Here is a 24,780-nt window from a genome sequence, read left to right as displayed (position 1 = left end):
GATATGGCTATGGATCGTTTCTTTTTTTACTGCTTTTTTTCTGACGATCACATTGGTTTATTTTCTAACCTTTTTACATACGAAGCAGCCTCGTCCTTTTCAACAAGCATGCGAGCTGACTGTTTATGCTTCCTGTATCTATCCGCTCAGCCTGCTGGTGTCAGCCGCCTTCTTCCTCACCATGATGCTCCTTTTCCCCTTGTACTGGCTCCGCAGGCGATAAATATACATACGTTATGCATCAAAGGCTTCTTTTAATAAACGATACGATGTGAGCCTGTCTTGCATGTGATGTGTGATGGTCACAGCGATCAATTCATCTGTCCGATAAGCCTTCGCGAGTGTGGTCAGCTGCTTTTTCACAGATGCTGGTGTTCCAATGACCATCCTTTGACGATTGGCAGCCACTCGTTTTTGTTCATAAGGACTGTAGGAATACGACTGTGCCTCTTCATATGAAGGAAAGCCTTCAAGATTCAGCCCCTGTTCATTGGCAAGTAAAGATAAATCTAAGCTGACAGCCAGTTTTTCTGCCTGCTCCTCTGTTTCGGCACATAAAACAAAGACTGCCAGACTGACACGCGGCTGATCACCGAATACTGAAGGTTCAAATCGGTTGATATATTGCTCCACAGAGTCTTCTCCGCCTTCACCATTAATAAAAAGCGCAAACGTGTAGCCTGCACCTGCTTTCGCCGCAAGCCTTGCACTCCCTCCAGAAGAACCAAGCATCCATACTTCTGGCGCGGTCTCTACCTTCGGAGAAGCAGTCAAATGAGGCAGCGGGTAAAATTCATCCGCTAGATCATGTAAATAGACCTTCAATTCCTCTACCTGCTCAGGATACTGGTCGCCTAGACGCTTTCGCTCCCCATGATGAAGGGCAATGGAGGAAATAGGCATACCACCAGGGGCACGTCCAATCCCAAGATCGATTCTGCCAGGAGCCAGCGCTTCGAGGACCCTGAAGTTCTCTGCTACTTTATAGGCGCTGTAGTGCGGGAGCATAACGCCGCCAGAGCCAATGCGTATGTGCGACGTAACGGCTGATAAATGGCCGAGAAGCACCTCTGGACTCGATCCTGCAAGCCGGTTTGAAAAATGATGCTCTGATACCCAAAAACGGTGATAACCCCACTTCTCCGCCTGCTTCGCCAGTTCAACCGTCTGCTTCAGTGCTTCAGCAGGCGTAGCGCCTCCTATCAAAGGAGATTGATCCAGTATACTTAATTTCATTATGCTGCACCTCTTACAGAAATCCCCCTCTCTTAATGGAAAGGGGGATTTCTTATTTATTTTCGATTAAAGCCCTTCTCTTTCACAAATTCTCCAAGGAAGGCACGCTTTGGCTGGCTGAAGCCCCGCAGCATCTGCTCAGACCAAGTATCTTTTCTCTCACCGTTTGTTCGTGCTTCATAATATGCGGAAATACGATCGTCGTATTCTTTTAAATAACGATCCACATGCGCTTCATCTTGCTGATATGAATTTTCATGATAGATTAGTTCAACTGGCAGCCGTTCCTTTTGTGACGACTGATTAGCTGGATGGCCAACAGCCAGACCGAATAACGGCAGCACATAAGATGGCGTTTCAAGCACTTCAGAGACTTCTCTCAGCTGATTACGCAGTCCGCCAATATAGCAGATCCCAAGTCCCATTGATTCTGCAGCAACACTGACATTTTGTGCAGCCAATGCCGCATCGATGACGCTAATGAGAAAGGCTTCCGTATTCTCAAGCGCCTCCTGATGATTCTTCCCTGCTTTTTTTGCAATATGATCATGGCGTTTCAAGTCTGCACAGAAGACAAAGAAATGCCCGTTCTTCTCAACGTATGGCTGATTCCCAGCCAGTTCAGCAAGCTTGGCCTTCTTCTCCTGATCTGTCACTCCAATAATACTATACGCCTGTACGTAGCTTGATGTTGAAGCAGCCTGTGCACTTTTGATCAGTGTCAGCACCTCTTCTTCTGTCAAACGCTCGTCTGTAAACGAACGAATGGATCGATGATTTAATATGGTTTCTATCGTTTTGTTCAATTCGAAGACCTCCTTCACTTCTTCTATCATAAGGCAAAGACATAGGGCTTTTCAAAAATTAAAACTCGCATAAAAAAAGACAGCCTATACTTAGACTGCCCTTACTCGTTTTATTTAAATAAATAACTTTGATATTTCGTTAATTGAACGCTTGCGTTATAGGCGATCCCGAATCCAATGAGAACGGACAAGACAGAGCTTCCTCCAAAGCTGATAAATAAGAGTGGAATCCCTGTTACCGGCATCACGCCTATGTTCATGCCAATATTCTGGAACGTATGGATTACAATCAATGCTGTATATCCTACGCAGAAGAATGACGCAAATCGGCTATAAGGATGGATACGGTCAATCAGTACGACAAGCCGGTAAATCAAGAAGAAGAACATGATCACAACAAACGCACAGCCGATAAAGCCAAAGGCTTCACCTATAATGGAGAAAATCATATCCGTTTGTGCTTCAGGAACGTAGACCTTTAAGTTTTTAATGCCATTCCCAAAAATCTGCCCTGCACCAATGGCCATAATCGCCTGCTCTACTTGATATTTATCAGATCCAGATGCATCCTGCGTCTGTGCTTGGTTGGCTGCCGAAGAACTATCAGGCAGCCAAGCGGTAATCCGGTTAATTTGGTACTGTTGAATGCCGATTGTTTTCGCAAAATCAGGGAAGAGAATGATGACGGCTAACACAGCGGCAACCAATAGTACAACCACTGAACCGATGAGAGAAATCAGTTTCCAATTCACCCCTGATAAAAACACCATCACCACAACAATAAACATACAAACAGCCGCAGTCCCTGCATCCTGCAAGAAGATCAGTCCAACTGGTACAGCTGCCACGCCGGCAATTTTTAATAGAAGGAAAATATCATCCTCTAATGTCCTTTTTCCTCTAGGTGAAGACTTTCCAATAACAGATGCGAGCATCATAATCAAACCAATTTTCATGAACTCTGAAGGCTGAAATGTCCCTATTCCAGGTAACACAAACCAGCTTTTTGCACCATTTTTGATTGGGGCAAAATCATGACCCCCGATTTGTGCAGGAGCGATTTTCAGAAGAATTAACAGCATAATGCCGCCTATAAATATATATAAGCTCAGTTTCTCTAATTGCTCTAAGTCAAAATAATTAATAGCAACAATACATATAACTCCGACCATATAGTATATGATCTGTCTGGTCCATGCATTAGATCCGTACTGCCCAAATTGACCCGCAGCATAAATCGCAATGACACTGATGGCAAAGAAGGCTAAAAATATAAAAATCAAATCTCCTTGATAGTAAGGAGATGTATTCTGCTTGTTCATGAACTAACCACCCTTATTACAAAACATAAAAGCCCTTATTTATATTAGATTGAAATTTTCACAAAATCAACTCACCTTAAATATGACGGAAGATACATCCGAAAGGTTCCATTCAATTTTCAAAAAATGAAATACTTTTCATCCTAACAATAGGAAAAAATCCCTCTATACACTTTTCATTCAATCGATCTCAAGTCCTTTAAAAAGTTTATTTTACAGATTTTAAGGGGAAAATTCAATGACCTATGTGGCAATATAACAAGTAAACATCAAACGAGCATAAGCTGCACTGAGGAAAGAGGAATAAAACCATTTTGTATGGAATAAGGCCCATTTTCCAATTATTACGTTTACTTCAAAGTCAATTGTGGTATAATACTTGTAACAAAATGTTCACAATATATCCTAAAAACAGACACAATTGCATCCTGACCTCTCATTTGATTTGAATATCAACTTACAAAGGAGTTGGATACGATGGATATGTTCTTTGCGTACCTATGTATTGCAACGGCTACACCCCTGTTTTTATGGCTGGAAAACAGAAAAATTGCATTAGCATCTATTCCACCCATTATGATTATGTGGATTTTCTTCGGTCTTTACATGACAAGCAGTTTATCTCCAGCAGGACACACCTTCATGATCGCATTCTTTGCCATTAACGTGATTTTGGCTCACATTGCAGCGTTCCTCATCTACGGACTTCCATTCATTCGCAAGAGATTCAGCAGCAGATAGATATCGCCCAACTATTGGAAGCGTTATCACCATCATGATAAAAACCACTCACCTTCAAGAGATGAGTGGTTTTTTTATTATTTCTCTGAATGCTCAGACTGCTTTGGCGCAGACGGTGAATACCCGTCTTTACTGTTCTCTCCGTGGCTGTAGTGAGCCGCAAAGATCCAAACAGATCCGATGACGAAGATAATCGCACAGAACAGACCAAACAAAGTATTTCCGACTTGAACAGTTCCGTTTTCGCTCTCTGTCATGTGCATAAACATGAACAGCTGCAAGAATGCTTGAATGAACGCAAAACCAAAGATAATCCATAGTTTTGCGGAACTGCCAATTTCAGCTCCAATCGCAATCCAGAATGCTAAGACTGTCAGCACAATGGATAGGATAAAGCCAACTACGTGTTTCCAAGGGAAGTGTTCGTGCTCTGCTGAGGAATGTGTTTTTCCAGCCATATCACAAAAGCCCCCCTAATCCGATCAAGTAAACAGCTGTGAAGATGAAAATCCATACAACATCAAGGAAATGCCAGTATAGACTTGAGATGAAAATCTTCGCTGCTGTTTGTGGAGTTAATCCACGCTTTTTAATTTGGAACAAGATCCCGGTAATCCAGAAGATACCGATCGATACGTGTAGTCCGTGAGTTCCTAAAAGTACAAAGAATGCAGACCAATACGCACTTGTATGGATGCTCGCACCTTCATGTACATAATGGAAGAACTCGAAAAGCTCAAATCCAACGAAGCCTGCACCTAGAAGCAGTGTGAGAATCGTCCAAATGACAACCCCTTTTGTACTTCCACGGCGCATTTCATGAACAGCAATCCCGCATGTAAATGAACTAACCAATAGCAGGAATGTCATGATCAATACAAGCTTCATATCAAACAGCTCAGCTGGTAAAACGCCGCCAGCTGTTCTGCCATGTAGAACAAAGTAGGTCGCAAAAAGTGTTGAGAACAACACGATTTCCGCGCCAAGGAATATCCAGAAACCAAGGATGTTTAAACGTCCGGTTTCAGACTGATATTCAAGCGGTGCATTTGCATAGCTGCTATCATTATGTCCCATTACTTCTGCGCCTCCTTATTCTTTTTCTCTGTTTCAATGACTTCTTCAACAGGAATATAGTAGCCATCGTCATACTCGAATGAACGTAAAATCATCGTTGCGAATACACCGATTAAGCCAATAACGCCAATCCAGTACCATTCAAATACAAGACCAAATGCACCAAGTCCAAAGAATGCAGACATGATCAGCGGTCTGCCTGAATTATGCGGCATGTGAATTTTCTTGAATTCTTTTTCAGGATGAACGTCCACATTGTTTTGCTTCCAATGATGGAATGCATCTGGTGTTGTCACTTCTGGAAGTGCTGCAAAGTTATAATGCGGCGGAATTGCAGAAGATGTCGCCCAGTCAAGTGTACGTCCTTCTCCCCAGCTGTCTCCAGACACTTCACGTTTTGAGTGTCTCCAGCTGTAGTAAATGTTGTAGCAAAGGATGATGAATCCGATACCCATCATAAATGCACCAATCGTTGAAATAAAGTTTAGTGCAGTCCAGCCATCTTCTGGTCCATACGTATAAATACGTCTTGGCATTCCTTGCAGTCCTAAGAAGTACTGCGGGAAGAAACAGATGTTAAATCCGATCATGAATACCCAGAAGAACCATTTGCCGATTCTTTCGTTTAACTTGTAACCAAACATTTTTGGATACCAGAAAACAAGACCAGCAAAACAAGCAAATACAGTACCTGCGATTAATACATAGTGGAAGTGGGATACAAGGAAGTACGTGTTATGGTACTGGTAATCCGCAGCTGCCATCGCAAGCATAACCCCAGTTACACCACCGATTACGAAGTTCGGGATGAAACCAAGTGCCCAAAGCATTGGTGATGTAAAGCTGATACGGCCTCGATACATCGTAAAGAGCCAGTTAAAGATTTTCACACCTGTTGGTACAGAAATCGCCATTGTTGTAATCGAGAAGAATGAGTTAACCGCTGCACTGTTCCCCATTGTAAAGAAGTGGTGAACCCACACAAGGAAACTAAGAACAGAGATTGCCACAATCGATACAACCATCGCTTTGTAACCAAACAACTGCTTTCTTGAGAACGTCGCAAAGATTTCTGAGAAAATACCGAAAGCCGGCAGGATAACAATATATACCTCAGGATGTCCCCAAATCCAGAAAAGGTTCGCCCAAAGCATCGGCATACCGCCTGCTTCGAGTGTAAAGAATGCAGAACCGAATAAACGATCAAATGTCATAAGTGCTAAAGCAACTGTTAGTACAGGGAATGCAAACACGATGATGACAGACGTAATCAATGTTGTCCAAGTAAACATTGGCATACGCATGAGCGTCATACCTTTTGTACGCATTTTTAAGATGGTCACCATGAAGTTAATACCTGTCATAAGTGTACCAATACCTGCAATTTGGAGCCCGAGCAAGTAGTAGTTCTGTCCAGGTCCTGGTGAGAAATCATTTCCGGCGAGCGGCATGTAACTCGTCCAGCCTGCACTTGGTGATCCTCCAATAACGAAGGAAATGTTGAACAGCATTGCTCCGACCATAAATGTCCAGAAGCTAAGGTTGTTCAAATAAGGGAATGCAACGTCACGTGCACCAATTTGAAGAGGAACAACGACGTTGATTAAACCAATTAAAAATGGCATCGCCATGAATAGAATCATGATCGTACCATGCGTTGTAAAGATTTCATTATAGTGGTTTGAATCTAAAAACGTATTATTAGGAAGCGCCAGCTGCGCGCGCATCATCAGTCCGTCTACCCCACCGCGGAAGAACATAATCACAGCAGCAAGGATATACATGATTCCAAGCTTTTTATGATCAACTGATGTCAGCCATTCTTTCCAAAGCCATTTCCACTTTTTAAAGTAGGTTAAAACAAACACAATGGCAATGGAAGTGAGAGCGATAGAAATTTGCGCACCAAGAATTAATGGGTCTCCAGTTACAAAAAACTCATCCCATTTTAAATGCATAACGGCCTCCTCCTTTCCTTAGTCAGTTTATTCTTTTTCTAGTTTACTTTTATAGTTCTTCACATTCTCGAAAGGATCTGTCTTGGAATGCGGAGAAACTGATTGATAACCTAAACGTTTGCGTGCTTGGAGTGCATATTCAGAATCCTCTCCATGCTTCGCAAAGGATAAATGTGTTGATGAGAATGTCTGCACATCTGCAGCATCAGGAAGCATCAAGTAGTCATACGTTTTCTTCGTTAACTTTGGTGCTTCTTTCTTCGTTTTGTTTACCCATTTATCATAGTCAGACTGCGTCATCGCATTGACTTTGAATTTTTGCTGAGCAAAGCCCGGGCCTGTGAAGTTGGCGTTTCTTCCTTGGTATGTGCCTACTTCATCAGCTTGAAGATATTGTTCCATTTCCATTCCAGCCATCGCATACTTCTCCCCGCCTAGCTGAGGAATCCATAGTGATGCCATTGTATCAGCGGAAGTGATTTTGAATAAAACCGGCTGATCTTTTGGAATGTTTAAGTAGTTCACTGTCTCAATATTTTCCTCTGGATAACTGAAGATCCATTTCCAATCGACAGCTGTCGCATAAACGACAAGTGGATCTTTATGGCTTGTTGCTTGAGGTGCCTCTTCCAAAGAGTAAATTGTTTTTACAGTTGGAATCGAAAGAGCAGCAACGATTAATATTGGGATCACTGTCCAGACAACTTCTAGAAGCGTATTCCCGTGTATTTCTGGGTTATAAGAGGCGTTTCCAACGTCCTTACGCTCACGGTATTTAACCAAAATGATGGTAAACAGTACAAATACCGCACCAACGATAAAGAGCATGAATCCAATAGATAAAAGGATTAAGTCTTTTTGTTGTGCTGCGACTGGTCCTTTAGGATCTAAAACAGCGATATTGCTGCAACCTCCTAATACAAAAACACTCACGAGCATCGCTAATAAAAGCATAGGTTTAATGGCTCTGAACAAGAAGATCACCATCCTTCCTTAAATAATGTATAAATTGCTGAATAATTGTGAAAAGCCATCTGCCTTCGAAAACTTTTCTTCCCTTTGTAATGCTATCAAAATCTGTTAGAGTTAGCTTCCCTTTTTTCAAAAGTTCATTTATTTTTCAACAGATTTCTCTCAAAATGTCATAAATTCGACATAAATTTATATTATTGCACACACAATAAATTTCTAGGATTTTGAAAAGTTGAGAGTTGAAGGCAAAGGACAAACAATCAAGAACTTTGTCAAATTTAGGTTTACCACAATAAAAAGTTTGGTCAAATTTCAATTTAACTTAATGAAATTTTATCTAGGTAAACAATTTCAAAATAGGTATCCCCACATTTAACAAAAACCTTACTTATTTTAACGCAAGTTGACAAGAAAAGAAAGTATCGATCCTCTGACTATACGGTGTAAGAATTGGCAATCATGATGAATATGTGGAATCCCGCTAAATCAATTCCAGCAAAAAACCGGCTCAGCGCCGGCATTCTGCAGTTATTCATCTCTTACTAAAATATCAGGGCGTCTATAGATGTCCCCTTCATGCTCAACGTCAATGTATGTCCACTTGCCTGTATAGGTTAAAAAGCGGTTACCCTCTTTCTCTACGACCATCGTATCCTCTGACTTCAATCCAGGCAATGAAGGATTCCAAGTAAACACTTGTTGCAGCTGAATTTCTTCCTTCGATGAGGGAACTGCAATGATTTCTCTAGATACAAAGCCCGTTTTTCCCCCTTGATGAAGCTTTTTCCAGCTATCAGAGAAGCCTTCTTTTTCATACTGAGCAATACCTGCTTTCAATACATCTCCCAATGTCTTACCAGGACGCGTGGCGGCATTCATGACCGTGTCAATTCGTGCAAGCCGCTCTTTGTTCTCTTCAAGCCCCTTTGGAAGCTGACCGAAGTAAACAGACCTTGTGACATTCGCCACGAGTCCATGCCGTTCAGCGCAAAGAACAACAAGCGCATGCTTTTGAAGTTTTTTGTCTGTCGGAATTGGATGACGGTATTGATGAATTCGGTCATCTGTTGCCACAAGCAGTACTTCTATCGTCATTCCCTGCGCGATCGCTTTTTGAGCCGCAAGCGAAGCGATTTCGTGCTCCGTCTGTCCTGGAACGATTTCTTTACAGACACTCTCTACAATGACTGCTGTTTCATGACAAAGAGTTTCATATTGGCGGAGCTGTGATGCAGAAAGAATGGATCGGACTTGCGACAAATCCGGCTCGATCCATTCGAATCCATCCATTTGAATGTCTGATCCGATCCGTTTGTCTTTTGTGAGTGTTTGAATGTGTGCCGTATCATCCTCAAACCAGTCCATCGTTACCACTTGAAATGGGTGATCGATATACGCCATCTCTTCTTCAATGATCCGCTTTTCTTCCATTTGATTCACAATGAGGACGATGTCGTCTTTTAACACGAGAAGCTTGCACACGCCCTCTGGTGTATTTAACACGATGTGATTTCTTCTTCCTCCTGTCAGCCAGGAGAAGTTATTACGCTTTTGAATCAAGACACCGTCGAGCTGTTTTTCTTCCATTAATGTTCTTACTTGTTCAATCATCTAATCACCTGCCTATATGAGTGTATGAATGAAACGTTTAAAAGCTGTTTTCCCTTGCTCGGTTCTTTTAAACACACCCGCCTGTGAGAGAATACGAGAAAAAATCATACCGACTTCTTTTTGTAAAATGGCTTCTGTATTGTCCTCTGTAAAGGTGTTCTCTTCAAGCAGACGCTTTGCCCATGTTTCGTGTTTCGTGATAGCAGGGCGGGCTTTGATTTCTTCAAGGGGGTTTTTGGATAAGAGCGCTTCTTTTAATTGGCTTAATTCCTCTGCTAATCTACCAGGAAGAACTGCAAGACCCATCACTTCAATTAATCCGATATTCTCTTTTTTAATATGATGGACTTCTTCGTGCGGGTGGAAAATTCCATCCGGGTGCCGCTTGTTTGTACGATTATTGCGCAGCACTAGATCTAATTCATAGTCATCGCCATGGCGGCGTGCAATGGGTGTAATGGTATTATGTGGCGTCTCTCCAGTATGAGCTAGCAGCTCCACTTCTTGATCTGAATACATTTTCCACTTGGTTAAGATAAAGTCTGCGGCGTCTGCAAGCGTCTGCCGGTCGCTGCTTCGAAGCCGGATGACAGACATCGGCCATTTCACAATCCCGGCCCTCACATTCGGAAAGGCATTCAGAGAAAAGACATCTTCCACCTCCGCTTTCGCCATCGGAAATTCATGCGCACCGCCCTGAAAATGGTCATGACTTAATATACTGCCCCCGACAATCGGAAGGTCGGCGTTCGATCCGATGAAATAGTGCGGGTATATATATATGAAAGAAAGCAATCGTTCAAAGGTCTTTTTGGTGATGCTCATCGGCTCATGTTCGCCTTTGAACACAATGCAGTGCTCGTTGTAATACACATAAGGTGAAAATTGTAGAAACCAAGATTCATCTGTGAGTTTCACAGGAATAATCCGGTGATTCTGTCTCGCTGGATGGTTGATCCGCCCCCCAAACCCAACGTTTTCTTTACAAAGGAGACAAAGAGGATATTGCTTTTGACTAAGCTTTTTGGCTTCAGCGATTGCTTTTGGGTCCTTTTCCGGCTTTGATAGATTAATTGTGATCTCCAGCACGCCATCATCTGTTGGTGTAAACCACTGCACATTTTTGGCGATTCTGCCTGTATGAATATAGTGTGCGTGCTGCTGCATTTCATAGAACCAGCTTGTAGCCGCCTCTGGCCCTTCATGCTGGCGTTTCTCTTCAAACTTTGCGTAGATGACACTTGGAGGCGCCACCAAGCATCCCATGATTTTCGCATCTAGTAAATCGCGATACGTATCCGTCCCCTCAGGGATAAGGCCAGTCTCAACTGCCCAATCCAGCATCGGCATTAAGATGTCTTCAAGCTCCGCCTCCCATGAGACTGTTCTTGGCTCAGCTTCATCCAGCCCAAGCACCTCTAGCAGCCGATTTCTCGTATAATCGATATCTAGTCGTGTGATCAGCTCATGATTGATCCCGTATTGAATCAGCTGTTCCAGTTTTTCAAAAATATCAACCGCCATTCTCTCTGTCCCCTCTCTTGCCTGCCTGTTATGCGTTATTTACTCTGGTAGCCGTCTGGATGCTTCTGAAACCAATCCCACGCACTTTGAATGATGGTGTGAAGGTCAGCATATTGAGGTGTCCACCCTAATTCTTGCAGCGCTTTTTCAGAAGAAGCAATCAGCTTTGCTGGATCTCCCGCGCGTCTGTCAGCCACCTGTGCTGGGATCGCATGCCCCGTGACGTTTCTAACAGCATCTACTACCTGCTTCACGGAGAAACCAGTGCCATTCCCTAAGTTATATGTTGCACTTTCTTTTCCAGCGCGCAGACGATCAACAGCTAAGATGTGCGCGTCTACTAAATCCATGACATGAATGTAATCCCTAATACACGTGCCATCCTCTGTCTCATAATCATCACCGTAAATCATGATCTGATCTCGTTTTCCTAAAGCCACTTGCAGAATAATCGGAATGAGATGTGTCTCAGGCTGATGATCCTCTCCGACAAGTCCTTCTGTATGAGCGCCAGCTACATTAAAGTAGCGAAGCACAACGTATTTCATTCCATATGCCTGCTCAGACCACTTCAGCATTTTTTCAATGGCTAGTTTCGTTTCTCCATAAGGATTGGTTGGATTCGTCTCATCCGTTTCAACGATCGGCACTCGCTTTGGTTCACCATATGTGGCAGCGGTTGAAGAGAAAACGATGTGTTTCACATCAAATTCATTCATCACCTGAAGTAAGGCTGTCGCTCCTCCAACGTTGTTGTCATAGTACTTTAGCGGGTCTGTTACACTCTCGCCGACAAGTGAATCTGCGGCAAAGTGCATCACCGCTTCTATTTGATGTGTTTTGAAAACCTGTCTTAAAAAATCTTGATCTCGTAAATCTCCCTCTTCTAAAACAGCTCCCTTCAAAACAGCTTCTTTGTGGCCTGTCTGCAAATTATCCACTACCACCACTTGTTCACCTTTCGCTAAAAGAGCCGCTACTGCATGGCTGCCAATGTACCCTGCTCCCCCGCACACTAAAATTGTCATTACACTTCCTCCTTCGTGAGTTCTCTTGCGCCGCCTCCAATTCCAGCTGTGTAAAAAGAGGCTTGAATGCCTGTCTTCTCTTGATAAATCGCACCCGTTTCTTTTATAAATGATGCCAGCTGCTTTTCTTTCACAATACTGATCGTGCAGCCGCCAAAACCCGCGCCCGTCATACGAGAGCCAATCGTTCCAGGATGGAGCCAAGCGGCTTCTGCAAGTGTATCTAGTTCAAATCCAGTCACTTCATAATCATTCTTTAAAGAAAGATGAGAAGACTTCATAAGCGCACCTATTTCATCCATTTTATCATCTTTCAGAAATTTGACTGCTTTTATGGTCCGCTCGTTTTCTGTCACTACGTGTCTTGCACGTTTGCGGCATGTTTCATCCTGAATCAAATGGGCATGTTCGGCAAATCCATCTGCCGTGAGCTCACATAAGTGGGCAAGATCGATTTCTTTTCGTAAATCGTTTAAAGCTGATTGACACTCTGACCGGCGTTCATTGTATTTGGAGTCTGCCAGTGTCCGCTTTTTGTTTGTATTGGCAATGACAAGCGCCAGTCCCTCTTGCCGAAACGGACTGTATTGAAAATCAAGGGTATCGCAATTGAGCAAAATGGCGTGATCTTCTTTTCCAAGAGCAATTGAAAACTGATCCATGATGCCGCAATTGACGCCAATAAATTCATTTTCTGCACGCTGCGAAAGGAGGGCAAGACGGGCATTTGAAACGCCGAATGAATGCCATTCATTGATGAAGACGGCGGTGACAAGCTCAATCGAGGCAGAGGAAGACAGGCCTGCGCCATTGGGAATATTGCCGCCGTATACAATGTCAAAGCCTTCTTCTATCTTCATCCCTGCTTCGATAAACTGATGGAACACACCCTTCGGATAATTCGCCCAGCCATCCGATTCTAAGTAAGCGATTTCAAAAAGGTCGAATTCTTTCACACCATCGCCATCAAAGTTCAAGGAATACATTCTCACGCGGCCATCTGTCCGCTTTGCACATGCTGCATATGTACCGAGAGTGAGCGCACAAGGGAATACATGACCTCCATTGTAATCTGTATGTTCACCAATCAAGTTCACTCTTCCCGGGGCAAAAAAATAGCGAAGTTCTTCTTCTCTATCCCCAAATTGTTGGTGAAATGCCGTGCGTAACATATCGATCATATCCATTCCCCTTTTCTCTTCTGATACTCTTATTTTAGTTGCGTGAACTGCGTCAGTTCAATGGTAAAAAAATCGTTAAAAAATACCCTTTTTTTGCTGCGAATGGTACGATGTGATATGAGGTGTACCATGATTCAAATTAGAAAAAGGTTGTTTTTTGCTGCGAAGGAGGTTTTCCAATTTGAAGAAGGAAGCATTTGCATTTCGTTTTCACCATTCTGATGTTACATTGCCGGCACAAATATGGTCTGTTGGCTGGGAGGTTCAATCATCTTCGTTATACAGCTGGAATGGCGTGGAGCGGAAGGATCAGGGCAAGTGCATCTTTCAGCTCACACTGTCTGGACATGGCATGATTGAAATCGGACAGAAGCGGTTCAAAGTCTTGCCGGGGCAGGCCTTTCTTGTGAAAAGCCCTAGTGCCTATCAATATTATTTTCCAGAGGACAGTGAGCATTGGGAATTTCTCTATTTGACGCTTTATGGGGAAGCCTGCAATCTTTGCTTTGACCAATTTATAGATCAAGGAAAGCAGGTCATGCGTTTTCATCCTCATTCCAAACCGATCCGCCTGCTGAAGAAAATTTATGATGAAGCCAGTGAAAGACGGATTACCAATCCATTTGAGGGGTCTAGCCTTGCTTATCAATTTGTCATGGAACTGTATTCATATTTGCCAAAGCTTGAGGGACAAATGGAGAAATGGCCTGAGCCCATCGTCCAAGCGGCCTTGTTTGCCAGCCATCATTTTCACGAGGAAATTGGCCCAGACGATATGGCAGCTGCGGCACGTTTATCCAAAAGTCATTTTACGAGAGAATTCAAAAAGGCCACTGGCTTCACACCTATTCACTACTTAACCAATATCCGGTTAGAAAAGGCGGAAACATTACTAAAAACAACGAAATACTCGATTGAAGAAATCGCCATACAGTGCGGCTACCGAAATGCGAATTACTTGAATAAAGTCTTTCGAAAGAAAATCGGCATGTCTCCAAAGCAACTGCGGGAAACAAGCGATGCATAATAAAAAGCAGCCGCTGCATCATAGGCTGCTTCTTTTACGCTTTTGACAGGTCAACATGAATTCTCCCTTGTCTTAAAACAATGGTCATTTGCGTATCAGGGGTCATTAAATTTTCTAAAATGTCCGTTGCCGTTTGAAGCGCAATGTCCATTCGGTTGATCTTTTCCTTTTCTTGTTCCGAAAACGCTTCTGGATGTGCGGTCATTTCTTTGACTAGCCTCAGCACTTGTTCATGCTGCTTTTCTGTTTGTTGATATATGGCATCATATAAGTCGTCTGGCCTGCTGCTCATTTTACATCACCTATCTTTTTTTATGTGTTAAATCGCATCTTCTTTTGTTTTCTTGAAGACGAACCACTTACTGGCGACATAATTGACCACCACAATCACAAAGTTGACGAGAATTTTTGCGACGGTTTCATTGAGCGCCAATTGGCTCACAAATAAAATCATCAGCCCCAGATCTACACCTAGAGACATGAGACGGACACTAAAAAATGAAGAAAGCTCACGCATGAGGCTTTTTGTGTCACGAGCCTTTTGCTTGAAGACATACTTCTTATTGGTGATATAAGCAAAGAGAACAGCAAATACCCATGAAACAACCGTAGCTGTTTTGTAATCCATGGAAAACATCTCAACGAATAAATAGAAGCTGACGATATTGACAATGGTTGTACACACACCCATCACAAGATACATGACAACTTCTTGATACTTTTGAAAAAGGCTATACATGTCTTTCTTCATTCCTTCTTGGTGGTTTCTGTTTCTTTTAGAATACCATCTTGAGAAGAACTTCCCAAACGAACAATATGTATGTCCTGTAAAGATGAAATTTGTTCTACTCGATGGCAAATGTCAACGCAATTGGTTTATATGAGTCAAATGTTTTAGGTCTTTATCATTATTTTAATTTATAATCTTTCAACTGACTTTACAATTGTTTATTATTAGAAGTAAGATTTCAATATTTATGGGTTTTTTAGTCATTTTTTTAGGGACGTGGTAGGTGATAGATTTTACAAAATAGGTTAAATGTCATCATTTTTCGACAAAAATTTATTTTGCGCTGTTTTCAACCACACGTACAGTTACTAGACGGTTTGTTCAAGTCATTGGTTGCAGTGAATATGTCTTATTGAACTGGAGGATATTATGGATACGCAAGTGAAAAGAAGAGTTGACGAAGAGTGGGTTTATTTGATTCAGGAAGCGAAAAAAATTGGACTAGGCATCGAAGAAATACAAGCTTTTTTAACATCCAACGGTGATCAGAAGATGATAAACAAACCGTAAATCAACGCCGTTATCCTTTGTCTTTCAGACTGCTTTGGCTATAAGTTCTGACCTGTCAATTGACCTTTTGAAAATCCTTTCATGACGATACGCTACAATAATTGAACACCTCTCCATACCAATCCCTTCACTCAATGGGGTTCTGTCTTTCTATATTAGGAGGACAGTCCATTTCCTGTTCTTTATATGATCCCTTTTTAACCGCCATTCATGAAAATTGTCCTTCTCACGTTATAAAACCAAGCTGCTCACCCATATATTAAGCATGAAAACAACGAGAAAGCAGAAAGGTGGGTAGAGCGTGAGTTCAGATTCCCTTTCGTATTATCACCAAAAAAAGGATCAGTATTATCATGGGGTAAACCCGGTCATCGTCAGCCGTATCCGCGCGGAATGGACGTCTTTATTGGATATCGGATGCGGCACAGGCAAGCTTGGAAAAGTCCTGAAACAAAAGGGCCGGACCATTTATGGTATTGAGTCATTTGAAGATGCAGCAAAAGAGGCTAAGCAAGAGCTGGATCATGTTCTCTGCGGTAATATTGAACAGATGGCTCTCCCTTATCAACATGAACAATTTGACTGCATTATTTTCGGAGACGTCCTCGAGCATTTATTGGACCCTTGGGCCGTTTTAAAAAAGGTGAAGCCCTTCCTTAAAAAAGAGGGTGCCATCCTGTCATCTATTCCAAATATCGGCCACATTTCAACGGTTTTAGAATTACTAGCCGGCAGATTTACTTATACAGATGCAGGGTTAATGGATCAAACACATTTACGTTTCTTCACCCTTCACGAAATACATGCACTCTTTCATTCAGCGGGTTTTCGCATTCGTGAATTCGAGGCCATACTCGTACAGCATCCTTCCTATGCAAGCGTGTTGAATGATCTACATGAATTACTCATGAAACACGGCATTCGTTCTGATTTTCACGATTCTGCTACAGCCTATCAATATGTGGTCGAGGCGGTTCCATTTCATGAGTAATCCGACGATTCTGTTTGTTTTATGTGTGAATGATGAATCGATGTTTCAAGCTTGCTTCCGGCAGCTCGCTTCACTTCCAGCTCCTCATGGATACCATGTGGAGGTCTTACCAATCAGACATGCATCAAGTATGACCTCTGCATACAATGAAGCCATCACTCATCCAGCTCAGTTTAAAATTTATCTTCATCAGGATACCTTGATTGTCAAACAGCATATGCTGCTTGAACTCATCCCGCTTTTTTTACAAAATCCATCACTTGGCATGGTTGGCGTGATTGGAGCAGAAAACGTGCCTGACAATGGAATTTGGTGGGAGAGTTCTGATTGCAGGGGAAAAGTCATTGAATATCGTCACGACACCTATCAGCTGCTTTCGTTTGAAAGAGACCGTCAGCAGCCCGAAGCGCAAGATTATATCAAAGCTGCGGCCATTGATGGTCTATTCATGGCAACACAATACGATGTGAGGTGGCGTGAGGACCTCTTTGACGGCTTTCATTTTTATGATGTCTCGCAGTCCTTTGAATTCACTCAGAAGGGCTATGAAGTTGGGATTGCAAAACAAGAAGAGCCTTGGTGTATTCATCAATGCGGAGATCATTTTGACGCAGAAACATATGAAAAAGCGAGACAAACATTTCTTGCAAATTATCGATAGAAAGCACCCTTTTCGGGTGCCTTTTTTATGATATACTGTCATAAACAGCCAGATCGTCTCATATGCATTGGAGTACCTTGTCCCTAATTCGTACAAAGGAGGAAACAATGGCAGACAAAAAAGTTCATTATAAGAAGGTTGCCGCTTCAGAGGATTTTCGAAAACTTCTTGAGGAAAAACGCAGATTTATCGTACCGATGACGATTTTCTTTTTTCTCTTTTACTTTTCACTTCCAGTTGCTACATCCTACTTCACCTTTTTGAACACGCCGGCAATTGGCGCGATCTCATGGGCTTGGTTATTCGCCCTCACACAATTTGTCATGACCTGGGTTTTATGTGGACTTTATGCGAAAAAAGCAGCTAAGTTCGACAATTATGTAAGCGCTTTAAAAACTGAATCAAGAGGTGATGACGAATGAGCATGACCGCTTTTAGTTTGTTCGTAGCGATCGTAGGGCTCACATTGGTCATCACATATTTTGCTGCGAAAAAAACAAGCAATGCGAGTGATTTTTACACAGCAGGCGGAGGTCTGACTGGGTTTCAAAACGGCCTTGCCATTGCTGGAGACTATATGTCTGCTGCATCATTTTTAGGGATTGCTGGAATGATCGCGTTAAACGGATTTGACGGCTTTTTCTATAGCATTGGTTTTCTAGTAGCGTATCTTGTCGTTCTTTACGTTGTGGCTGAACCGCTTCGAAATCTGGGGAAATATACGATGGCCGATATGATCGCTGCACGTTTTAAACGCCCTGCCATCCGAGGGGTTGCCGCCTTTAATACCATTACAGTTTCCACTTTTTATATGATTGCACAGCTCGTTGGAGCAGGTGCATTAATCAAGCTGCTTCTTGGCATTGATTACTGGATCGCGGTGCTGATCGTGGGTGTCCTGATGACCATTTATGTCGTGTTTGGCGGCATGATTGCGACCAGCTGGGTACAGATCACAAAGGCTGTGCTTCTCATGCTTGGGACGCTCATTATTTCTCTGCTTGTGTTTGCAAAGTTTGATTTTAGTCTGCTGAAAATGTTTGAACAGATGAAAACTGCAACCCCGCTTGGTGAATCGTTTCTTCACCCGGGAAATAAATATGATGTGCCTTTAGAAACCTTGTCTCTTAACCTCGCCTTAGTGCTTGGAACAGCAGGTTTGCCGCACATTTTGATCCGTTTTTATACAGTAAAGGATGCGATTTCTGCGCGAAAATCGGTTCTTTCTGCTACTTGGATCATCGGGATTTTTTATTTAATGACGGTTTTCCTTGGCTTTGGCGCTGCTGCCTTTGTTGGAACAGAAGCGATCACGGCAGCAGATACAGCAGGGAATATGGCCGCACCTCTTCTGGCACAAGCCCTTGGAGGAGATTTATTATTTGCCTTTGTTTCCGCTATCGCCTTTGCAACCATATTGGCAGTGGTGACTGGGCTTGTTTTATCCGCCGCATCTGCTTTTGCCCATGACTTTTATAGTCAGATTATCCGCAAAGGAAAAGCGAGTGAGCGGGAGCAAGTGAAGGCGGCGCGCTTTGCTTCAATCGGCGTGGCGATCCTCTCTATCATTCTTGCATTATTTGCCCAGTCCTTAAACGTCGCTTTTCTTGTGTCTCTTGCCTTCGCAGTGGCGGCAAGTGCGAACTTACCTTTGATTATCTTCACTGTTTTTTGGAAACGATTTAACTCTACGGGTGCCATCGCAGGAAGCTTAACAGGCCTTCTGAGCGCACTGATCATTGTCTCGCTCAGCCCAAGCGTCTGGGATCCGTCAGGAGCAGCCATCTTCACAGGAGAGCCGCTCATCCCGCTGTCGAACCCTGGAATTATCTCGATTCCACTCGGATTCCTTGCCGCCTACTTAGGCACGATATTCTCTTCTGAAAAAGCAGATGAAGACACCTTTACAGAAATTCAAGTAAAAGCACATACAGGCATGCATATGGATACTGATTCATAAGGAAAAGCCGGCTGCTCAGCCGGCTTTTTAGTAGCGCTGGAATAACTCTGGGTTTTTCGGAACGTTTTCTAAATAAACGATCTTTCCTTGGTCGTCCAGCTCTGCGATATCAATTCCTTCTGCTGTATAGACACGGCCATCCGAAAGCTTTCCGCAAACGGCCCAGTTTGTTTCATACTTTCCGTCTTCTCTTTTCATCCACCCATCCCACATATGCTTAATGTCTTCATGCACGTGGAAAAATGTGTTCAAAAACTGTGTGAACGCTTGAATTCCAGGCTTTTGGGCGCCATTTAAGACAATCATGACATCGTCAGAAAACAATGCCAGCAATTCATCCAGCTGCTTCTTCCCTTTTCCTGCTTCATCATATCGGCGAAAATACGTATCGAGCACTTCCATGTTCATTCTCCTTTATTTACCTGTCATTTCGAAAATAATCAAACTAATGTGATTGTACACAATTGTTTCTCTCCTGTCTTTTTTCCAGACATAAGAAAAGACATGAATTGATCCAATCCATGTCTCCTTCAGGTTAAAGGGATGCTTTTTCTGTTTCAACAAGTGATTTCAGCTCTTCTGCTGCTTTTTTTGGATCGGCGCTCTGGCTAATAGCACTAATGATGCTTATACCGTCTGCCCCAGCTTGTATCACTGGTGCAGCGTTTTCGTATGTGATCCCTCCGATACCTACAATCGGAATTTGAAGGGCATGACGGCGGACTTCAGTGATCAAAGACACACCCTGGACACTGCGTGTATCCTTTTTCGTTTCCGTTGGATAGACTGGGCCCATCCCGACATAATCTGCTCCGTCCTTCATGGCTTGTTTCACTTCATTTAGGTTATGCGTCGACACGCCTAATATTTTATTCCCGATCCTTTCTCTGACGTCTTTTGCGTTTGTGTCTTCTTGTCCAACATGAACGCCATCTGCATCAAGATCAATCGCTAGCTGTACATCATCATTCACAATAAAAGGAACATTTGCTTCGTGGCAAAGCGCTTGAATTTGACGAGCCAATTGTTTCTTCTCTTTACCTTGCAAGGCTTTTTCACCCTTTTCACGAAATTGAAACATGGTGATTCCGCCTTGAATGGCCTCTTTCACAACATCGAGCGGCTGCCTCGTTGTATTCGTTGTGCCCATAATAAAATAAACCGATAATTGCTGTTTGATTTGCTGTTGCTCAGCCTTTGTCATGTGAAACTCCCCCTAATTTCCCTAGTGTCAGCACATCTTCGCCGGTTGTGTGTGATAATGCATTTAACAATTCCATTTGAAAGGTTCCCGGTCCTTTATCCTTTGCGCTCAGAGCTGCCCTTTCAGCGGCGACACCATAAAACAGCAATGCAGCGGCCGACGCATGAAGCGGCTGTTCACCTGCTGCACAAAATGCCCCAATGACAGACGTCAGCAAACAGCCGGTTCCCGTCACCTTGGTGAGCCATTCATGTCCATTATGAATGGACAGCACCTCATCTCCATCTGACACCACATCGATTTTTCCTGTGATTACCACTATTGTCTGAAGTGCAATGGACGCTTGTTTGGCTAATGCCGATACATCTCCATTCGCCGCTTTCGCATCAACGCCTTTTGACTCCCAGCCATCCACTCCAAGTAAATGAGCCACTTCAGCAGCATTTCCTCTGACAACGGTCATTTTCACTTTCTTTAACAGCTGTTTAGCGGCATTCGCTCGAAACGTTGTCGCACCGACGCCGACAGGATCTAACAAAACCGGTATACCTTTTTCATTGGCGGCTTGTCCAGCGAGTATCATAGCTTCCACCGTCTCTCTAGTCAGTGTGCCAATATTAAGCACAAGTGCATCCGCTAATTGCGCCATTTCAGCCACTTCTTCTTTGGCGTTTGCCATGACTGGCGAAGCACCTAAAGCAAGCAGTCCATTCGCTGTAAAATTCGTCACGACTTGATTGGTGATATTATGAACGAGTGGATTTTTTTCTCGAACCTTCTCCAATAAATGAGACGCGCAGCTTGTTTTCATCCGTATCGTCCTCCCTTTTACTCTGCATCCCACACATAGGATTTCGTATGCTTTAACCATTCTCTTGCCGCAAACGACAAATAGCGGTCTTTACGCCAAATGACACCTAAATGCCACGGGATCGACGGGTTTAGGGAAATGACCTTTACCTTTTCAGGATCAAGATCACGGCAGATTCGTTCTGGCAGAAGTCCAATCCCTAAGTTTTCAGCTACCATTTCACTAATGAAATCCCACTGAGACGTTTCATAAATGACATTTGGCCGGAATCCCGCATTCATACATTCATTCAAAATCCGGCTGTGCAGAACAAAATCTTCTCTAAAGAAAATAAAAGACTCTTCCCTTAAATCAGCTAAATGTACCTCCTCACGACCAGCCATCGGATGGGATGGATGCGTCACGAGCTTCATGTTCTCTTTAATAATGGTGTACGTATGAAAAATTTTATCATTTGCAGGCAGAACAATGACACCAATATCAAGCGACCCATCCTCGACCCCTTCCTCTACTTTAATGGAGCCGTGCTCAACCAATTGAAATGTGACATCTGGATATTGCTGGCGGAATTCCCCCATGACATTCGGGAAGAAACTTGACCCAATCATCGGCGGCAGTCCGATTCGAATATGCCCTTTTTTCACATTCATTAAATCATTTAATTCATTCGTTAAATTCTGAAATGACTGCGTGATTTCACTCGCCTGTGTATACATGGTTTGGCCAGCATCTGTCATTTCAACCTGCCGGCCATTACGGTAAAATAACTGCACCCCCAGCTCATCCTCCAGGTTTTTGACCATCTTGGAAATGGTCGGCTGCGATACGTAAAGGGACTGCGATGCTTTCGTGAAGCTCTTGAACCTTGCCACTTCTAAGAAATATGTTAAATGTCTGATGTCCACCTGATTCATCCTCCCTATAGACAAAAGGAATAATTACTATTCGATATATGTATTTTACCTATAACTGAACGTGCTGTACACTTTAAAGTAAGCTCATCACTTGGAACGTTGTCATGTTTTTGTGAAACACTGAACAATTTATATAGAAAAAGGAGTGAACAGAAAGTGAAATTGCTCAAAACGCCGCTGATTGCTGCCCTTCAGATTATGGCCTTGTTTATTTTTGCGAAATTCATGAATGTGCTGGCGGCCTTTTTGCATTTAAGAATTCCGGGCACGATCTTAGGCATTCTTGTCATTTTCTTATTACTTCATTTTAAGATCATTCAATTAAAATGGATAGAACTTGGCGCCGTATGGCTGCTCGGAGAACTGCTGCTTTTCTTTATTCCATCAGCAGTTGGTGTCATTGATTATGGAAAACTGCTTTCTCAATCTGGCACAAGTATTGTTCTTGTCGTCTTAATTAGTACGTTTGTGGTCATGCTCTCAACTGGTATCATGACGCAAATGATTGCGAAACGAAAGGAGCGGAAAAAACTATGTTAGTTGGCGGACTATTTCTGATTTTAACAGTTCTTTTATATCTCGGATCAAAAGCGGTGTACAAACGGCATCCGAAGGTCTATGTCTCCCCATTACTTGTGACTCCGCTTGTCCTTGTCGTCTTGCTGTTAATCGTCAACATTCCTTACGATGCTTATAATCAAGGCGGGAAATGGCTCACGAATATGCTGCAGCCTGCGACTGTTGCTTTTGCCATTCCTTTATATAAGTATTTTCATATCCTGAAGAAGCATGCAGTGGAAATTCTTTTGAATGTGGCTTGCGGCTCTGTCATTGCGATCTTATCAACGGCATTTATCGCCAAGTTGTTTCATCTGGACACAGGCCTTATTGAGAGCCTTGTCCCAAGATCGGTTACAACACCTGTAGCAATGAGTGTGTCAGAAATGATCGGCGGCATGCCGTCCGTTACGGCTGTGTTTGTCATTTTAACCGCACTGTTTGGGTCGATTATCGGTCCAATGGTGATCCGTTATTTCCGCATTGATAATGACATTGCCATGGGCGTCCTGCTTGGAACAGGTGCACACGGTGCAGGAACATCGAAGGCCTTTGAAATGAGCTCCGTCTCAGGGACGATCTCAAGTGTATCGATGATTATTTCAGCCATTATTACATTATGTGCAGCACCTATCCTTATGTCGTTTGCCTTATAGAAAAAAGCCATTCCTTATCGGAAATGGCTTTTTCTTATGCTTGTATGAAGACAACCTTTAAATAGTTTCCTTCGGGATAATTCTTCGTTGTACGGAAATCCTCAGGAAGTGTATATTCTTCAAGTATCCGATAGGTTTGCCCTGATTCTTTAAAAGCCTGTGCAATAAACCCTTTAAATTTCTTCATGCCAAATGCACTGCTATTCGTTGATGCCACAATGACGCCGTTCTCAGCTGTAATTTGGATGGCTTCTTTTAATAGCTTCTTATAATCCTTCGCCGCACTGAATGTGTGCTTTTTCGTTCGTGCAAAGGAAGGCGGGTCTAAGATGACGAGATCATAGGTCCAGCCTTTTTTCGCTGCAAACGGAAAATATTTAAAGACATCCATGACTTTGATATCCTGCCCGTCCACATCAATACCATTGACTTCAAACTGCTCAGATGTTTTTTTCAAGCTGCGGTTTGCAACATCCACACTTGTCGTACGGCTCGCCCCGCCAAGCGCAGCTGCCACTGAGAAAGCACCTGTGTAAGAAAACGTATTGAGCACAGTCTTTCCTTTTGCATAACGCTCTCGGATCGCTTTTCTCACATGACGCTGATCAAGGAAAATACCCGTCATCGCGCCATCATTTAAGTAAACCGCCACGTTCATGCCGTTTTCTTTCACGATGAGAGGAAATTCACCTTTCTCTCCCTTCACAAAATCATCATCTTCTATATACTGTCCAGACGTATCAAATCGTTTCTTTTCATAAATGCCTTTATAGTCTGGATACACGTGCTCAAGTGCAGCCAATACATCTTCCTTTAATGTATAGACTCCTTCGCTATACCATTGGATGAGGTAGAATCCGTCATAATGATCAATTGTGACGCCGCCAATTCCATCACCCTCTCCGTTGAAGACGCGGAAAGCAGTCGTCTGTGCATCACGAAATAAATGCGTTCTGCTTTTCGCCGCCTGCTCAATCCTAGAGACAAAGAAAGCTTGATCTATTTTTTCGTTCGCATCAAAGGTTAGTACCCAGCCGATTCCTTTATTTTGTACACCATAATACCCTTTTCCTAAAAAAGCGCCCCGCTCATCTACCCATTCAATGAGCTCGCCTTCCCGTACACCGTTCACATGCGATACTGCATCTTTGGAAATGAGCGGATATCCTTTTTTCACTTGTTCCGCAAATGTTTGTTTTAATGAGATTTTTTTCATTTGTGTCATCCTTATCCTAAATTGAC

The 24,780-nt window shown here is 43.0% G+C and carries 27 protein-coding genes; 9 read left to right on the top strand and 18 right to left on the bottom strand.

Annotated elements, in window-relative coordinates:
• Positions 1 to 234: 234 nt before the first annotated feature.
• The 3 genes from JJ692_RS03595 to JJ692_RS03585 form a co-directional block, all read right to left on the bottom strand.
• The gene (locus JJ692_RS03595; RefSeq protein WP_172880414.1) at positions 235 to 1,236 is read right to left on the bottom strand and encodes an LLM class flavin-dependent oxidoreductase; all 1,002 of its coding nucleotides are present in this window, start codon (positions 1,234 to 1,236) and stop codon (positions 235 to 237) included.
• A gap of 56 nt (positions 1,237 to 1,292) precedes the next feature.
• Positions 1,293 to 2,042, bottom strand: a complete 750-nt coding sequence (nfsA, locus tag JJ692_RS03590; RefSeq protein ID WP_039182366.1) for an oxygen-insensitive NADPH nitroreductase — start codon at positions 2,040 to 2,042, stop codon at positions 1,293 to 1,295.
• 110 nt (positions 2,043 to 2,152) lie between these two features.
• Positions 2,153 to 3,364 carry an FtsW/RodA/SpoVE family cell cycle protein gene (locus JJ692_RS03585; RefSeq protein ID WP_024423833.1) on the bottom strand — a complete coding sequence of 404 codons (1,212 nt, stop codon included), beginning with the start codon at positions 3,362 to 3,364 and terminating at the stop codon, positions 2,153 to 2,155.
• A gap of 477 nt (positions 3,365 to 3,841) precedes the next feature.
• On the opposite strand from JJ692_RS03585, the gene JJ692_RS03580 reads away from it, so the two are divergent.
• Positions 3,842 to 4,105 (top strand): spore morphogenesis/germination protein YwcE, encoded by a 264-nt coding sequence (locus tag JJ692_RS03580; protein WP_008345491.1) that lies wholly within the window; start codon positions 3,842 to 3,844, stop codon positions 4,103 to 4,105.
• Between the two features lie 77 nt (positions 4,106 to 4,182).
• Here the strand turns inward: JJ692_RS03580 and qoxD are convergent, their stop codons facing one another.
• The 8 genes from qoxD to JJ692_RS03540 all read right to left on the bottom strand — a co-directional run bounded on the left by qoxD (position 4,183) and on the right by JJ692_RS03540 (position 13,456).
• Entirely contained in the window at positions 4,183 to 4,563 is a 381-nt protein-coding gene (gene qoxD / locus JJ692_RS03575) for a cytochrome aa3 quinol oxidase subunit IV (protein WP_012011667.1), read from the bottom strand.
• Position 4,564: 1 nt separating this feature from the next.
• Positions 4,565 to 5,182, bottom strand: coding sequence for a cytochrome aa3 quinol oxidase subunit III (qoxC, locus tag JJ692_RS03570; protein ID WP_024423834.1), 618 nt, complete (start codon positions 5,180 to 5,182; stop codon positions 4,565 to 4,567).
• On the bottom strand, positions 5,182 to 7,140 hold the full coding sequence (gene qoxB, locus JJ692_RS03565; protein WP_024423835.1) for a cytochrome aa3 quinol oxidase subunit I: 1,959 nt from the start codon (positions 7,138 to 7,140) through the stop codon (positions 5,182 to 5,184). The genes qoxC and qoxB overlap by 1 nt, the downstream gene beginning before the upstream one ends.
• Positions 7,141 to 7,167: 27 nt before the next feature.
• A complete protein-coding gene (gene qoxA, locus JJ692_RS03560) occupies positions 7,168 to 8,124 on the bottom strand; it encodes a cytochrome aa3 quinol oxidase subunit II (protein ID WP_206534450.1) in 957 nt (318 codons plus the stop codon).
• A 516-nt stretch (positions 8,125 to 8,640) separates the two neighbouring features.
• A complete protein-coding gene (locus tag JJ692_RS03555) occupies positions 8,641 to 9,723 on the bottom strand; it encodes a M24 family metallopeptidase (protein ID WP_073207852.1) in 1,083 nt (360 codons plus the stop codon).
• A 12-nt stretch (positions 9,724 to 9,735) separates the two neighbouring features.
• On the bottom strand, positions 9,736 to 11,247 hold the full coding sequence (gene galT, locus JJ692_RS03550) for a UDP-glucose--hexose-1-phosphate uridylyltransferase (RefSeq protein ID WP_206534233.1): 1,512 nt from the start codon (positions 11,245 to 11,247) through the stop codon (positions 9,736 to 9,738).
• 35 nt (positions 11,248 to 11,282) lie between these two features.
• A complete protein-coding gene (gene galE / locus JJ692_RS03545) occupies positions 11,283 to 12,275 on the bottom strand; it encodes a UDP-glucose 4-epimerase GalE (RefSeq protein ID WP_122631595.1) in 993 nt (330 codons plus the stop codon).
• On the bottom strand, positions 12,275 to 13,456 hold the full coding sequence (locus JJ692_RS03540) for a galactokinase (RefSeq protein WP_044331124.1): 1,182 nt from the start codon (positions 13,454 to 13,456) through the stop codon (positions 12,275 to 12,277). Before JJ692_RS03540 ends, galE begins: the two co-directional genes overlap by 1 nt.
• A gap of 181 nt (positions 13,457 to 13,637) precedes the next feature.
• Between JJ692_RS03540 and JJ692_RS03535 the strand changes: the two genes are divergently transcribed.
• Complete coding sequence (locus tag JJ692_RS03535) at positions 13,638 to 14,483, top strand: AraC family transcriptional regulator (RefSeq protein WP_122631594.1); 846 nt, start codon at positions 13,638 to 13,640, stop codon at positions 14,481 to 14,483.
• Between the two features lie 34 nt (positions 14,484 to 14,517).
• Here the strand turns inward: JJ692_RS03535 and JJ692_RS03530 are convergent, their stop codons facing one another.
• Together JJ692_RS03530 and JJ692_RS03525 are read right to left on the bottom strand one after the other, a co-directional pair.
• Positions 14,518 to 14,775 carry a hypothetical protein gene (locus tag JJ692_RS03530; protein WP_024423842.1) on the bottom strand — a complete coding sequence of 86 codons (258 nt, stop codon included), beginning with the start codon at positions 14,773 to 14,775 and terminating at the stop codon, positions 14,518 to 14,520.
• A 27-nt stretch (positions 14,776 to 14,802) separates the two neighbouring features.
• Positions 14,803 to 15,186 (bottom strand): GtrA family protein, encoded by a 384-nt coding sequence (locus JJ692_RS03525; protein WP_180992577.1) that lies wholly within the window; start codon positions 15,184 to 15,186, stop codon positions 14,803 to 14,805.
• 456 nt (positions 15,187 to 15,642) lie between these two features.
• Between JJ692_RS03525 and JJ692_RS03520 the strand changes: the two genes are divergently transcribed.
• The 5 genes from JJ692_RS03520 (at position 15,643) to JJ692_RS03500 (ending at position 19,395) form a co-directional block, all read left to right on the top strand.
• Positions 15,643 to 15,783 carry an anti-repressor SinI family protein gene (locus JJ692_RS03520; RefSeq protein ID WP_008345506.1) on the top strand — a complete coding sequence of 47 codons (141 nt, stop codon included), beginning with the start codon at positions 15,643 to 15,645 and terminating at the stop codon, positions 15,781 to 15,783.
• Positions 15,784 to 16,084: 301 nt separating this feature from the next.
• Positions 16,085 to 16,774 carry a class I SAM-dependent methyltransferase gene (locus JJ692_RS03515; protein WP_073207858.1) on the top strand — a complete coding sequence of 230 codons (690 nt, stop codon included), beginning with the start codon at positions 16,085 to 16,087 and terminating at the stop codon, positions 16,772 to 16,774.
• Complete coding sequence (locus tag JJ692_RS03510) at positions 16,767 to 17,435, top strand: glycosyltransferase family protein (RefSeq protein WP_122631593.1); 669 nt, start codon at positions 16,767 to 16,769, stop codon at positions 17,433 to 17,435. The genes JJ692_RS03515 and JJ692_RS03510 overlap by 8 nt, the downstream gene beginning before the upstream one ends.
• A gap of 107 nt (positions 17,436 to 17,542) precedes the next feature.
• Positions 17,543 to 17,857 carry a DUF485 domain-containing protein gene (locus tag JJ692_RS03505; protein ID WP_024423845.1) on the top strand — a complete coding sequence of 105 codons (315 nt, stop codon included), beginning with the start codon at positions 17,543 to 17,545 and terminating at the stop codon, positions 17,855 to 17,857.
• Positions 17,854 to 19,395 (top strand): solute symporter family protein, encoded by a 1,542-nt coding sequence (locus tag JJ692_RS03500; protein WP_122631591.1) that lies wholly within the window; start codon positions 17,854 to 17,856, stop codon positions 19,393 to 19,395. The genes JJ692_RS03505 and JJ692_RS03500 overlap by 4 nt, the downstream gene beginning before the upstream one ends.
• A gap of 27 nt (positions 19,396 to 19,422) precedes the next feature.
• Here the strand turns inward: JJ692_RS03500 and JJ692_RS03495 are convergent, their stop codons facing one another.
• The 4 genes from JJ692_RS03495 to cidR all read right to left on the bottom strand — a co-directional run bounded on the left by JJ692_RS03495 (position 19,423) and on the right by cidR (position 22,315).
• Positions 19,423 to 19,797 (bottom strand): nuclear transport factor 2 family protein, encoded by a 375-nt coding sequence (locus JJ692_RS03495; protein WP_024423847.1) that lies wholly within the window; start codon positions 19,795 to 19,797, stop codon positions 19,423 to 19,425.
• Between the two features lie 133 nt (positions 19,798 to 19,930).
• On the bottom strand, positions 19,931 to 20,599 hold the full coding sequence (gene thiE / locus JJ692_RS03490; protein ID WP_073207863.1) for a thiamine phosphate synthase: 669 nt from the start codon (positions 20,597 to 20,599) through the stop codon (positions 19,931 to 19,933).
• Positions 20,586 to 21,410 carry a hydroxyethylthiazole kinase gene (gene thiM / locus JJ692_RS03485; RefSeq protein WP_044331091.1) on the bottom strand — a complete coding sequence of 275 codons (825 nt, stop codon included), beginning with the start codon at positions 21,408 to 21,410 and terminating at the stop codon, positions 20,586 to 20,588. Before thiM ends, thiE begins: the two co-directional genes overlap by 14 nt.
• 17 nt (positions 21,411 to 21,427) lie before the next feature.
• Positions 21,428 to 22,315, bottom strand: coding sequence for a cidABC operon transcriptional activator CidR (gene cidR / locus JJ692_RS03480; protein ID WP_073207865.1), 888 nt, complete (start codon positions 22,313 to 22,315; stop codon positions 21,428 to 21,430).
• Between the two features lie 165 nt (positions 22,316 to 22,480).
• On the opposite strand from cidR, the gene JJ692_RS03475 reads away from it, so the two are divergent.
• Both JJ692_RS03475 and JJ692_RS03470 read left to right on the top strand, forming a co-directional pair.
• A complete protein-coding gene (locus JJ692_RS03475; RefSeq protein WP_024423851.1) occupies positions 22,481 to 22,864 on the top strand; it encodes a CidA/LrgA family holin-like protein in 384 nt (127 codons plus the stop codon).
• Positions 22,858 to 23,538, top strand: coding sequence for a CidB/LrgB family autolysis modulator (locus JJ692_RS03470; protein WP_073207868.1), 681 nt, complete (start codon positions 22,858 to 22,860; stop codon positions 23,536 to 23,538). The genes JJ692_RS03475 and JJ692_RS03470 overlap by 7 nt, the downstream gene beginning before the upstream one ends.
• A 34-nt stretch (positions 23,539 to 23,572) precedes the next feature.
• Here JJ692_RS03470 and JJ692_RS03465 read toward each other — a convergent pair whose 3' ends face one another.
• Entirely contained in the window at positions 23,573 to 24,754 is a 1,182-nt protein-coding gene (locus tag JJ692_RS03465) for a class I SAM-dependent rRNA methyltransferase (protein ID WP_073207871.1), read from the bottom strand.
• Positions 24,755 to 24,780 lie beyond the last annotated feature (26 nt).

Source organism: Bacillus sp. 3a, from assembly GCF_017161885.1.
Lineage (GTDB): Bacteria > Bacillota > Bacilli > Bacillales > Bacillaceae > Bacillus > Bacillus safensis.
This window is presented reverse-complemented; position numbering and strand designations above follow the sequence as displayed.